Below are 12,682 nucleotides of genomic sequence, written 5' to 3'. Positions count from 1 at the left end.
CATTGTGGGCGAGCGGGGTCGTACCTTCAGGGTTGGCGGCCGACGGGGTACGTAAACGCCCCCACGCCGGTGACTTCCCTCAGGGGGGTACTGGCGGGCGCCGGGGCGGGGTCCGCCTCGCTCGAAGCGCTGCGGTAGACGGCGCTGAAGGCGAGCGCGACCATGCCGAGGCCCATCACGAAGGCCAGTACCCAGGCGACGGGGCGCAGCCAGGGCGAGCGGCCGCGGTAGGGGCGCAGACTGCCGCCGTAGGCCCCGTACGGGCCGTCGGGGTAGCCGCGGCCGTGGCCGCGCTCGTACTCCCAGCCGTGGTCGTCGGGGCCGTACCCGTCGGGGTGGCCGTAGCCGTAGGCGTCGTAGTCCTCGTCGCCCGTCCAGCCGCCGGCCACCGCGGCACGGGCGGCTTCGTCGGCACGGGCCCGGTCGGCGGCTCGCTGGCGCTCGGCGGCGCTCAGTTCATGGATCTGGGCGTTCCGGACGAAGGCCTCGTCGAACACCACGGAGGCGAAGTCGTGATCCGCGCCTCCGCGGTCGTCGTCGGGCTCCCCGTCGTCCGGGAACGGATTGCCCCCCACGTCGTCCGGCACAGGAGCAGCCTAGACCTGGGGGGCGGCTTTGGGCAGGGTGTACGCCGCATTCCGGCCACACGTTGTCCAGGCTGCGGTTACCGGATGTGACCGTCGCCGGTGACGATGTACTTGGTGGAGGTGAGCTCGGGAAGGCCCATGGGGCCCCGGGCGTGCAGCTTCTGCGTGGAGATCCCGATCTCGGCGCCGAATCCGAACTGACCACCGTCCGTGAACCGGGTGGAGGCGTTCACGGCGACGGTGGTCGAGTCGACCAGCTGGGTGAAGCGGCGCGCGGCGGCCTGCGAGGTGGTGACGATCGCCTCGGTGTGACCGGAGGTCCAGCGCCGGATGTGGGCCACCGCCTCGTCGAGCGAGCCGACGACGGCGGCGGCGATGTCGTAGGAGAGGTACTCGGCGGCCCAGTCCTCGTCGGTGGCGGGCAGCGCGGTGGCCTTGGAGCCCTCGGCGGCGGCGAGGACCGCGGGGTCGCCGTGCACGGTGACCCCGGCGGCGGCGAGCGCGTCGAGGGCGCGGGGCAGGAAGGCGTCGGCGATGTCGCGGTGGACGAGGAGGGTCTCGGCGGCGTTGCAGACGGAGGGCCGCTGGGCCTTGGAGTTGATGAGGATGTCCACGGCCATGTCCAGGTCGGCCTGGGCGTCGACGTAGACGTGGCAGTTGCCGGTGCCGGTCTCGATGACCGGGACGGTGGACTCCTCGACGACGGTCTTGATGAGCGAGGCACCGCCGCGCGGGATGAGCACGTCGACGAGGCCGCGGGCGCGCATCAGCTCGCGGACGGAGTCGCGGGACTCGCCGGGGACGAGCTGGACGGCGTCGGCGGGCAGGCCGGCGCTCTCGACGGCGTCGCGCAGGATGCTGACAAGGGCGGTGTTGGAGGCGTAGGCGGAGGAGCTGCCGCGCAGGAGGACGGCGTTGCCGGACTTGAGGCAGAGGGCTGCGGCGTCGACGGTGACGTTGGGGCGGGCCTCGTAGATGATGCCGACGACGCCGAGGGGGACGCGGATCTGCCGGAGGTCGATGCCGTTGGGGAGGGTGCTGCCGCGGACGACCTCCCCGACCGGGTCGGGGAGGGCGGCGACGTCCCGCACGTCGGAGGCGATGGCCGCGATCCGCTCGGGGGTGAGGGTGAGGCGGTCGATGACGGTCTCGCTGGTGCCGGCGGCGCGGGCCTTGTCGGTGTCGACGGCGTTGGCCGCGATGATCTCGGCCGTACGGGCCTCCAGCGCGTCCGCGATCGCCAGCAGGGCCGTGTCCTTGGCGGACCGCGGGAGTGGGGCGATGTCCGCGGCGGCTGTGCGGGCGGCTCGCGCGGTGGCGAGGACGGGCGAGGTGGCGGTGGCGGCATCGAGCGAGGTCATGCGGCCAGGGTAGTCCCCGGCCGGGCCGGGCCCGTGGGGGTTTCACCCCGCGAGACACCTGGCGGCGGGCCCGACGGGGTCGCGCTGCGCGCGGGGCTGGCGCGGGCCTGTGCTGTGCGGTTCCGGCCGGCCTGTCCCGTGCGGGCTGCGGGTGGCTTGGCCGGTGCCGCTGCGCGGGGCTTCCCGGGCTCTGCCCGGCCCCGCGCCTCAATCGCCGGCGCGGCTCAAAGACCTGGGGCTCCGCCCCAGACCCCGCGCCTCAAACGCCGGCGGGGCACCACCCAGCCCCGCCGGCGTTTGAGGCGCGGGGGTCCGGGGGCGGCGCCCCCGGGAACGGCGCCGCAGGGTGGTTGCGCCGCCGGGTGGGCCGGGGTGCCGGCCAGGGGCAGCCGCCGGGGCCGGATCGGGCTCCGCCCTGCCATCGCCGGACGGAGTCCGGTGCAGCGGGCCGAAGCCCGGGAGGCCCGCCAGGGCCGAGCGGCGCGAGGGCCGCGTTCAGTACGGGTGCACACCCACCGGGTGGGCCGGGGGTGGGCCGTAGCCTTCGGCCACGCGTTGGTGGTAGGTGGCGCGGTCGATGACCTCCAGGCCGACGATCTCCCAGGGCGGGAGCTGCGCCGAGGAGCGGTGCTCGCCCCACAGGCGCAGGGCCACGGCCGCCGCGTCGTGGAGGTCGCGGGCCTCTTCCCAGTAGCGGATCTCCGCGTGGTCGTCGGCGTACCGGCTGGTCAGCAGGAAGGGGTGGTCGTGAGCCAGCTGTTCGAGGCTGCGCCGGACCTCCGAGAGCGGTGCCGGCTTGCCGGACACGCTGAGGGTCACGTGCCAGAGGCGGGAGGCGTCCGGTTCGGTGCCGCCCCCGTGCCCGTTCCTGTGGTCGCCGCCGTCACCGTCCCCCGGACCGACGCTGGTCAGCGCTCGTCTCACCAGCCGCCTCCTGTCTCCGCCACGCGTGTGTCCGCCCCTCACAGTTGACCAGCCCCCGGCCGACCGCGCGGTGGTTTTGCCGAACCTCAGCCCTGCAGCAGGACCAGATCGTCACGGTGGACGACCTCGCGCTCGTACGCGGGTCCGAGTTCCCGCGCGAGCTCGCGAGTGGAGCGCCCGAGGAGCTGCGGGAGCTCCTTGGCGTCGAAGTTGACCAGGCCCCGGGCGACCGCCCGGCCGGAGGTGTCGCGCAGCTCCACCGGGTCCCCGGCCGTGAACTCGCCCCCGACCGCGGCGATGCCCGCCGGGAGCAGGGAGCTGCCGCGTTCCGTGACGGCGCGCACCGCGCCGTCGTCGAGTACGAGGTGGCCCTGCGGGGTGGAGGCGTGCTGGAGCCAGAGCAGCCGGTCGGCGGAGCGGCGGCCCGTGGCGTGGAAGTGGGTGCCGGTGGCGCGCCCGGCCAGGGCGTCCGCGGCCTGGCTGGCCGAGGTCAGCACCACCGGGATGCCGGCCGCTGCCGCGATGCGCGCGGCCTCGACCTTGGTGACCATGCCGCCGGTGCCCACGCCCGCCTTGCCCGCGCTGCCGATGGAGACGTGCGCGATGTCCTCGGGGCCGCGGACCTCGTCGATGCGGGTGGTGCCGGGCTGCGCGGGGTCGCCGTCGTAGAGGCCGTCCACGTCCGAAAGGAGTACGAGGAGGTCCGCGCGGACGAGGTGGGCGACCAGGGCCGCGAGCCGGTCGTTGTCGCCGAAGCGGATCTCGTCGGTGGCGACGGTGTCGTTCTCGTTGACGACGGGCAGGGCCCCCATGGCCAGCAGCTGGTCCAGGGTCCGGTAGGCGTTGCGGTAGTGGGCGCGCCGGCTGGTGTCGTCGGTGGTGAGCAGGACCTGGCCGACGCGGACGCCGTACCGGGCGAAGGAGGCGGTGTAGCGGGCGACGAGCAGTCCCTGGCCGACGCTGGCGGCGGCCTGCTGCCGGGCCAGGTCCTTGGGCCGGCGGCGCAGGCCGAGCGGGGAGAGCCCGGCGGCGATGGCGCCGCTGGAGACGAGGACGATCTCCTTCTCCCCGCCGCTGCGGGCCTTGGCCAGGACGTCGACCAGTGCGTCCACCCGGTCGGCGTCGAGTCCCCCGGCCGCCGTGGTCAGGGAGGAGGATCCGACCTTGACCACGATCCTGCGGGCGTTCACGACACCTTGCCTAGCCGCTGACACGTCTGTCCCCTTGCCCCTTGCCGAAATGCCTGCCGTCTCAATCTACGGGGTGGGCGCGAGGGGCTGCTCGGGGGTTTCAGACCCTGGACGAGGGCCCCCTCTCCGCCTGCTGCGCCTCCTGGGCTCGGGCCGCGCCGGGGACGAGGATCTTGCGCGAGAGCAGGAAGGTGAACGGGATGGCCACGACCGCCGCGACGAGCGGGGCGATACGGGTGTCCATCCCGGCCCAGGTGACCAGGGCGTAGAGGCCCGCCGACTGGATGACGTAGTTCGTGACGTTCGTCAGCGGGAAGAGGAGGAACTTCTTCCACGTCGGCCTGGTCCGGTAGGTGAAGTAGGTGTTCATGAAGAACGAGCCGACCATGGCCAGCACGAAGGCGAGGGAGTAGGCGGCGAAGTACGGCATCCACGGGTGCAGGAGCAGGTAGATGCCGAAGAAGGTGGCGGTGTTCACCCCGCCCACCAGGGCGAAGCGGAAGATCTGGCCGAGCTGGTCCCTGCGGCTCATCAGGCGGTCCGGTCCGAGACCCGGTCCCCGCCCGGCTCCTGACCCGGCTCCCGGCCGCGGTCCCGGCCCCGCCCCGCGCTCCCCCGTGCGAGCCCGTCCGCGCCGCGCGGGAGCGGGTCGGCGCCGTGCGCCTCCTTCACCAGGAAGTGCGGGCGGCGCTTGGTCTCGTAGTAGATGCGGCCGATGTACTCGCCGATGAGACCCAGCATGACCAGCTGGACGCCGCCGAGGCCGACGATCATCGCGACCAGGGTGACGTAACCCGGGGAGTCGACGCCGTTGGTCATGGCCATGACTGTGACCCACAGGGCGTAGAGGCCGGTCAGGGCGACCAGCGACGCGCCGAACCAGATCCCGATGCGCAGCGGCCGGTTGTTGAAGGAGATCAGGCCGTCCATGCCGTAGTTCAGCAGCGCGCCGAACTTCCACTTCGTCTCGCCGGCCTCGCGCTGCGCGTTGCGGTAGTCGAAGTGGACGGTGTCGAAGCCGATCCAGGAGAACAGGCCCTTGGAGAAGCGGTTGTACTCGGGCAGCGCGAGCAGCGCGTCCACGGCCGGGCGCGACAGCAAGCGGAAGTCGCCGACCCCGTCGGTGAGCTCCACGTCGACCCAGCGGTTGACGCCGCGGTAGTAGAGGCGGCTGAGCGCGGAGCGGAGCTTCTTGTCCCCCTCCCGCGAGCGGCGGGCGATGATCTGGTCGTGGCCCTGCCCGTAGTAGTCGAGCATGGTGGCGATGAGCTCCGGCGGGTGCTGGAGGTCCGCGTCCATGATCACCACGGCGTCGCCGGTGCACTCGCGCAGGCCCGCGAGCATGCCGGCCTCCTTGCCGAAGTTGCGGCTGAAGGAGACGTACCGGGTCTGCTCCCCGTGCTCGGCGGCGATCTTGCGCAGTTTGCCGAGAGTTCCGTCACGGCTTCCGTCGTCGATGTAGCAGACCTCGTACTCCACGGGGAGGGCGTCCAGGACCCTGCGGATCTCCACGTCGAAGCAGTCGATGACAGCCTCTTCGTTGTAGCAAGGGACAACTACAGACAGCTTCGTCATGAACACTTCCTGCTGGGTCCGATCGGGTGATTGTCAGCCACCGGACCCGTCCCTCACCTCTTCCTTAGAAGTATGCAAGGAGAGGCTCGGGCGTCGGTCGGCCTGCCTGAGCCGCGGGCGGCACACGGTAGCTTTGACGAGATAAGCGGAACGAGCTGAACGAAACGCAACGAAACGAAGGGATCGAGGTGCACGTGCCCGACGTCTCCGTGGTCGTCATCGTCTACAACGACGCAGAGCGTCTGTCGACAGCAGTCCAGTCGGTTTTGGACCAGACCCTGCACGGGGTCGAGGTCGTGATCGTCGACGACTGCAGCAAGGACCGCTCGTACGCGGTCGCCCAGGAACTGGAAGCTGCGCATCCGGGGAGAGTGCGCGCGTTCCAGCTGCCGGAGAACAGCGGAGGCTGCGGCGCGCCGCGCAACCACGGCATCCAGCAGGCCACCGGCACGTACGTGATGTTCCTGGACAGCGACGACGTTCTGGAGCGCAATGCCTGCCGGAACATGCTGGCCGCGGCCGAGCGGACTGGTTCCGACCTGGTCTCGGGCATGTGCGTCCGCGTGCACCTCGACAACCGGTGGGGCAAGACCACCGAGTGGTACCCCTGGATCTACTCGCGCACGCGCACGCTGGAGTCGATCACCGAGTACCCCGACCTGCTGGTCTACGACACCCTCTCCACGAACAAGTGCTACCGGCGCGCGTTCCTGCTGGAGCAGGGCCTGGAGTTCCCGGTCGGCATCCACTACGAGGACCTGCTGTTCTCCGCGCAGGCCTACGTCGCCGCCCGCCGCATCACGCTGATCCCGAACCACGTCTACTTCTGGAACGTGGTCGAGAAGGCCGCGGCGAAGTCCATCAGCAACCGGCGCCACGAGATCGCGAACTTCGTCCACCGGATGGAGATCCACCGGCGCGTCGACGAGCTGCTGGCCGCCAAGGGCCACACGGACATCAAGTCCGCGAAGGACGCCAAGTTCCTCAAGCACGACCTGGTGCTGCACCTGCGCGACCTGCCGCTGCTCGGTGACGCCTACCGCCAGGAGTTCGCCCGGCTCGCCAACGGCTACCTCGCCGGAATCGACCCGGCCGCCTACGAGAACGTCACCTACCTCCAGGCCATCTGCGCCTACCTGCTCGGCAAGGAGGACTGGGAGAACCTGATCCCCGCCGCCGACGCCATGACCAACAAGGGCCGGCTCTCCTCCCCCCTCGCCGAGCGCGACGGCCGGATCTACTGGTGCGCCCGGCACATCGACGACGCCGGCGACCCGGCCGGCACCGAGGCCCGCCGGATACTGGACGTCACCGAGCAGGGCTTCCACACCACCCCGCTCACCTCCCTCCAGCTGGGCAACCGCCTGACCTCCTACGAGGACGACGGGCGCGGCACCGTCACGCTCTCCGGCGCCGTCGTGAACCCGCTGGGCCGGATCAAGGACGACGCGCAGCTGTCGGCCTCGCTCGAATTCCGGGCCCGCCGGCAGATCGGCGTGCGTTCCTTCAGCTTCCCGGTGTCAACCGTGCGCCACGCCGGTGACACGATCGAGTGGAGCGGCACCGCCGACATCGGCAGCACCGTCCGTCCCCTCGGCATCATCGACGCCGTCTGGGACGTCCGGCTGAAGCTGACCGCCGACAGCGACAAGATCACCACCCGGGTCTCGGTCGGCGGAGTCGACCTGGAGTCGGCGGCCCGCCTGCGCGTACGCCCGCGGCTGACCCGGCTGGTCTCCGACCGCTTCGAGCCGGAGGTCACCAAGAAGGGGAACCTCTCCTACGTCCTGGCCGCCGAGAGCGCCGCCGCCGTCCGCACCCGGAGCCTGATCGACAACGCCATACAGGGCAAGGCGGCGAACGTGGTCAAGCGGGGCCTGCGCAAGGCCCTGCGGGTCCGCCGGAGCATGGGATCCGGCGAGCAGAAGGTGAAGATCTACCACGAGGTCTTCTCGAAGCTGCCGGTCAAGAAGGGCACGGTCGTCTTCGAGAGCCACATGGGCAAGCAGTACAGCGACAGCCCGAAGGCGATCTACGAGGAGATGGTCCGCCAGGGCGTGCCCTTCGAGGCGATCTGGTCGTACGCGGGCAAGCCCACCGGCTTCCCCAAGGAGGCCACCCTGGTGCGGCGCTGGAGCTGGCCGTACCTGCGGGCGCTGGCGCAGGCCGAGTTCTGGGTCGACAACCAGGGCTTCCCGCTGGCGCTCGCCAAGCGCCCGGGGACGACGTACATCCAGACCTGGCACGGCTCCGCGCTCAAGCGGATGGGCTTCCACGAGCCCCGCACCAAGGCGCAGGGCCGCGCGGGCCAGAACCGCTTCCAGGCGGCCGTCGACCGCTTCGACCACTTCCTGATCCGCTCCGAGCACGACACCCGCACCCTCGCCAAGGCCTTCCGGCTGCGCGACGAGGTCCTGCTGCGCACCGGCTACCCGCGCAACGACGCCCTGGTCGAGGCGCAGCGGGCCGAGGCGCAGAGCGGTGAACGGGTCCGCGGCCCCCTCGCGGCGGAGCTCGGCATCGACCCGGAGAAGAAGGTGCTGCTGTACGCGCCGACCTTCCGGGCGGGTGCGGACGGCGCGGTGGAGGGCTTCGAGTTCCCCTTCGACGTCGAGGAGTTCGCCGACCGGCTCGGCGACCGCTTCACGCTGCTGGTGCGGACCCACTACCTCAACAGCGTCTCGCTGCCGCCGTCGGTGGCCGGCCGGGTCGTCGACGTGTCCCGGCACCACGACATCACCCCGCTGCTGGAACTGGCCGACGGGCTGATCACCGACTACTCGTCCGTGATGTTCGACTACGCGGTCCTGGACCGGCCGATGTGGTTCTTCGCGTACGACTACGAGAAGTACGCCACCGACATCCGCGGCACGTACTTCGACCTGAAGGAGAAGGCCCCGGGCCCGGTCGTGGCCACCGCGGACGAACTCCTCCAGGCGCTGGCCGCCTTCGAGGAGGCGGACGCCAAGTACGCCGAGGCGCGGCAGCGTTTCCTCACCGAGTTCGGCGAGTACGACCGTGGGGACGCCGCACGCCGGATCGTCGAGAAGTTCTTCACCAGGAGCGGCAAGTGAGCCACCAGACCGCCGCCCCCGGCGGGCGGGACATCTTCCTCGTCTCCAACAGCGTCGACGAGCTCGGCGGCGTGACCACCTGGTCCCACCAGATGGCCAGGCTGTTCACCGACCGCGGGCACCGGGTGCACATCGTCGGCATCGCCCCGGTGGCCGAGGAGATCCGGCAGAAGCTGCCGCAGGACCTGCCGTACGTCATGACCACGCTGTACGACGCGCATCCCCCGGGCGCGCGCCGGCTGCACGGGCTCAAGGGCCGGCTGAACGCGCCCGAGCGGCGCCGCCAGGCCGCCCGCCGGGCGAAGATGCGGGCCAAGGCCGAGCAGCTGAGCGAGCTCTTCCGCGCGGCCCGCCCCGGCAGTGTCGTCATCGTCACCCAGGTCTGGGCGATGGAGTGGGTGGCGCTCGCCGACACCAAGGGGCTCAGCGTCATCGGGATGAGCCACGAGTCCTTCGAGGCCAGCCAGAAGTCCACCCGCGGCGAGCGGGTCCGCCGGTACTACCCGGAGGTGGACCGGCTGCTGGTGCTGACCGCCGAGGACGCGGACCTGTGGATCCGGGCGGGCATGGAGAACGTCGGGAGCATGCCGAACCCGCTGCCCTTCATGCCGCCGACGCCCGCTCCGCGTACGGAGAACGTCGTGGTCAGCGTCGGCCGCCTCGCCTTCGAGAAGGGCGTCGACCTGCTCCTCGACGCGTGGGCGGACGCCGCCCCGCAGCACCCCGACTGGGTCCTGCGGATCTACGGGGCGGGTGTGGAGGAGCCGGCCCTGCGGGCGCACTGCGCCTCACTGGGGCTGGACGACTCCGTGGAGTGGATGGGCAGCACCGACGACGTACTGGGCGCACTGCGCGGTGCCTCGGTCTTCGCGCAGGCCTCCCGGGCCGAGGGCTTCCCGATCACCCTGCTGGAGGCGATGGCGGCGGGCGTCCCCGCGGCCGCCTTCGACTGCGCGCCGGGCGTACGGGAGATCGTCGAGCACGGCGAGGACGGGCTGCTGGCCCGGCTGGGCAACACGATGGAACTGGCCGGCCACCTCCGTGTGCTGATGGCGGACCGTGAGCTGCGCGACCGGCTCGGAGACGCGGCCTTCCATTCGGTGAAGCGTTACTCCAGCACCGAGATCACCGACCGCTGGGAGGCGCTCTTCGCCTTCCTGGAGCGCTGACCGCGCCCCTGGGCAACAGAGAAGCCGCCCGCCCCGGACAGCTCCGGGGCGGGCGGCTTCATGTGCCGTACGGACGTCAGCGGTTGACCTCGTCGTGGGCCGCGCCGGCGCGCTTGTCGCGGTTGGCCTCCCAGCCCGCCCACGCGGAGGTGACCATCTCGCGGACGTCGTGGCGGGCCTTCCAGCCCAGCTCGCTCGCGATCCGGTCGGCCGAGGCCACGACCTTTGCCGGGTCGCCGGGTCGCCGCGGGGTGATCACGGGGGCGTAGGAGTGGCCGGTGTTCGCGTTGAGGAGGTCGACCATCTCGCGGACGGAAACGCCCTCGCCGCGCCCGATGTTGACGGTGAGGTCCTTGTACTCCCCGGCCGCGGCCCATTCCGCGAGCTTGCGGGCCGCCGCCACGTGGGCCTCCGCGAGGTCCTCGACGTGGATGTAGTCGCGGATGCAGGTGCCGTCCGGGGTCGGGTAGTCGTCGCCGAAGATCTTGGCGCCCTGGCCGGCGTCGTAGCGCTCGAAGACCATCGGCACCAGGTTGAAGACGCCGGTGTCGGCGAGTTCCGGGGTCGCGGCGCCCGCCACGTTGAAGTACCGCAGGCAGGCCGTGGCGATCCCGTGCGCCTTGCCCGCCGCGCGCATCAGCCACTCGCCCGTCAGCTTGGTCTCGCCGTACGGGCTCAGCGGCGCGCACGGGGTGTCCTCGGTGACCAGGTCCACGTCGGGCATGCCGTAGACGGAGGCCGAGGAGGAGAAGAGGACGTTGCGGATGCCCGCGGCGGCCACGGCCTGGAGCAGGACCGTCAGGCCCTGCACGTTCTCGTGGTAGTAGTACAGCGGCTTCTCGACGGACTCGCCGACCTGCTTCTTGCCCGCGAGGTGCACCACGCCGGTGATCTTGTGGTGGGTGAGGGTGTGGTCCAGGGTCAGCCGGTCCAGGACCGAGCCGACCACCAGCGGAATGCCCTCCGGGACGCGGTCGGCGTTGCCCGTGGACAGGTCGTCGAGGACGACGACCCGCTCCCCCGCGAGCATCATCGCGCGGACGACGTGCGCGCCGATGTATCCGGCGCCACCGGTGATCAGAAAGGTCATGCGTAGCTCCCTGAGGGGTCCCCCCGGACAAGGCCCTTGCGGGCCCGTCCGAGTTCTCTGTATGGCGGTCTCAGCCCGGCCTGCGGCCTGCCCGGGCCCGGTGAAGACGGTTGCGTACGAGGTACAGCGCACCCTCGGCGCCGGGCGCCAGGCGCAGGGCCAGCGAGCCGGCGGCCGTGCGGTACGGCTGCGACAGCAGAACACCGTACCGGCTGCTCGGCAGGGCGCGGCGGCGCAGCAGCCCCCCGCGGGGGCTCAGCGAGGTGACCACGGAGCTTCCGTCGGCGCACTCCACGGCCAGCCTGACGTCCCAGGCCTGCATCCGGCGCAGCCCTTGGCGCCGCCCGTTCGCCGCCAGGTCCGCGAGGCGGAACGGCAGTTCGGCGCTCCAGCCGCCGTCCGCGCCGGGGCGCAGCTCCACCGGCTGGGCCAGGACGGGCTCGCCGCCCGCCCGGGGCAGGAAACGCAGCTGGACGGTGCGCGGCCCGGCCGCCGCGAGGCGCCCGTACAGATCGTGAACCCGGATCCGCACCACGCCGGCGCCGGCCGGTTCGGCGTCGGCGGCGACGGGCAGCCCGGCCGTCTCCAGCTCGGCCAGGCCCTCCAGCCCGACGGGCAGGGCCTCGCTCCACACCGGCGACCCGTCGGCGTCGACGGCGTACGGGGGCAGCAGCCGCGGCGGCTCGGCGGCGAGGCGGGTGAGCCGCTGGAGGTCGGCGGGGGGTGCGTCGGTGGCGCGCAGCAGCCGCACGATCCAGCGGACGGGGGCGCTCGCGGCCCGGATGTCGGCCTCGGCGAAGCCGGCGAGGTAGTCCCGGGTGAGGGTCCACCACGCGGCCTGGTACCCGGGGTCGGTGCCGATCTCGCGCAGGTACATGCGCAGGTCGTACTCCAGGAACTTGACCTGGCAGGCGCGGCCCAGCTCCGGGGAGGCGGCGGCGAGGGTGCGGGAGGCCGTGCTGTGGGCCTCGATGCGCGAACGCCAGTTCCCGACGTCCTTGCGGTCCAGGGAGATCGACACCTGGGCGGCGCTGCGGCGCACGTGCCACACGTAGACGAGGTCGCCGATGACGGCGACGCGCGGGGCAGCGGCCAGGACGCGCGCGGTGAAGGCGAAGTCCTCGTAGACGAACCGGCCGTCGGGGAAGCGGATGGAATGTGCGTCCAGGAAGGCGCGCGCGTACAGCTTGTTGACGCACAGGGTGTCCCGGACCAGCTCAGGCCGGTCCGCGGGCCGCTCGATCACGTCGCCGGGGGTGTAGAGACCGGGCACCCAGGGCACGTCGTGGCGCTGCGGCAGCTCGCGCCGTACGCACGCGCCGACGGTGACCGGCGCGTCGTGCTCCTCGGCGGCCCGCACCAGCGCGTCGGCCGCCCCCGGCGGCAGCACGTCGTCGCTGTCCAGGAAGAGGACGTAGGGGGCGCTCGCCGCGGCGATCCCGTCGTTGCGCGGGGTACCGCACCCTCCGCTGTTCTCCGTGCGGTGCACGACCTTCAGGCGGGGGTGCGCGGCGGCCAGCTCGTCCAGCACCCGCGCGGTGCCGTCCGACGAGGCGTCGTTCACCGCGATGACCTCGGCGACCACCGGGCCCTGGGCGAGAGCCGACGATACGGCCTCGCCCACGAGCCCGGCGTCGTTGTACGCGATCACCACGACGGAGACGGTGGGGGATTTGCTGCTCACCCGAAGGATCCTAAGCGACCCGCGTAAA

The 12,682-nt window shown here is 72.0% G+C and carries 10 protein-coding genes; 2 read left to right on the top strand and 8 right to left on the bottom strand.

The features are described from left to right. Positions 1 to 26: 26 nt before the first annotated feature. From OG447_RS13400 to OG447_RS13375, 6 genes are all read right to left on the bottom strand, one after another. Positions 27 to 587, bottom strand: a complete 561-nt coding sequence (locus OG447_RS13400) for a hypothetical protein (RefSeq protein ID WP_266936715.1) — start codon at positions 585 to 587, stop codon at positions 27 to 29. 77 nt (positions 588 to 664) lie between these two features. Further along, positions 665 to 1,948, bottom strand: coding sequence for a glutamate-5-semialdehyde dehydrogenase (locus OG447_RS13395; protein ID WP_266936714.1), 1,284 nt, complete (start codon positions 1,946 to 1,948; stop codon positions 665 to 667). A gap of 495 nt (positions 1,949 to 2,443) precedes the next feature. Then, entirely contained in the window at positions 2,444 to 2,914 is a 471-nt protein-coding gene (locus OG447_RS13390) for a hypothetical protein (RefSeq protein ID WP_266936713.1), read from the bottom strand. A 44-nt stretch (positions 2,915 to 2,958) separates the two neighbouring features. Continuing rightward, positions 2,959 to 4,086, bottom strand: a complete 1,128-nt coding sequence (gene proB / locus OG447_RS13385) for a glutamate 5-kinase (protein WP_266936712.1) — start codon at positions 4,084 to 4,086, stop codon at positions 2,959 to 2,961. A gap of 76 nt (positions 4,087 to 4,162) precedes the next feature. Next, positions 4,163 to 4,594 (bottom strand): GtrA family protein, encoded by a 432-nt coding sequence (locus OG447_RS13380; protein WP_266936711.1) that lies wholly within the window; start codon positions 4,592 to 4,594, stop codon positions 4,163 to 4,165. Then, positions 4,594 to 5,637, bottom strand: coding sequence for a glycosyltransferase family 2 protein (locus tag OG447_RS13375; RefSeq protein ID WP_266936710.1), 1,044 nt, complete (start codon positions 5,635 to 5,637; stop codon positions 4,594 to 4,596). Before OG447_RS13375 ends, OG447_RS13380 begins: the two co-directional genes overlap by 1 nt. A 188-nt stretch (positions 5,638 to 5,825) precedes the next feature. Here OG447_RS13375 and OG447_RS13370 point away from each other — a divergent pair, with 188 nt between their 5' ends. Both OG447_RS13370 and OG447_RS13365 read left to right on the top strand, forming a co-directional pair. Continuing rightward, positions 5,826 to 8,711: a bifunctional glycosyltransferase family 2 protein/CDP-glycerol:glycerophosphate glycerophosphotransferase gene (locus OG447_RS13370; RefSeq protein WP_266936709.1), complete on the top strand. Its 2,886-nt coding sequence runs from the start codon at positions 5,826 to 5,828 to the stop codon at positions 8,709 to 8,711. Continuing rightward, positions 8,708 to 9,880, top strand: a complete 1,173-nt coding sequence (locus OG447_RS13365; protein ID WP_266936708.1) for a glycosyltransferase — start codon at positions 8,708 to 8,710, stop codon at positions 9,878 to 9,880. Before OG447_RS13370 ends, OG447_RS13365 begins: the two co-directional genes overlap by 4 nt. Positions 9,881 to 9,956: 76 nt before the next feature. Here the strand turns inward: OG447_RS13365 and galE are convergent, their stop codons facing one another. Beyond that, positions 9,957 to 10,970, bottom strand: coding sequence for a UDP-glucose 4-epimerase GalE (gene galE, locus OG447_RS13360; protein WP_266936707.1), 1,014 nt, complete (start codon positions 10,968 to 10,970; stop codon positions 9,957 to 9,959). Between the two features lie 70 nt (positions 10,971 to 11,040). Beyond that, the gene (locus tag OG447_RS13355; protein WP_266936706.1) at positions 11,041 to 12,654 is read right to left on the bottom strand and encodes a glycosyltransferase family 2 protein; all 1,614 of its coding nucleotides are present in this window, start codon (positions 12,652 to 12,654) and stop codon (positions 11,041 to 11,043) included. Between the last annotated feature and the right edge of the window lie 28 nt (positions 12,655 to 12,682).

Source organism: Streptomyces sp. NBC_01408 (genome assembly GCF_026340255.1).
In the GTDB taxonomy this organism is placed as follows: Bacteria; Actinomycetota; Actinomycetes; order Streptomycetales; family Streptomycetaceae; genus Streptomyces.
The sequence above is the reverse complement of the archived record's forward strand: the minus strand, read 5'-3'. Positions and strand labels throughout refer to the sequence as shown.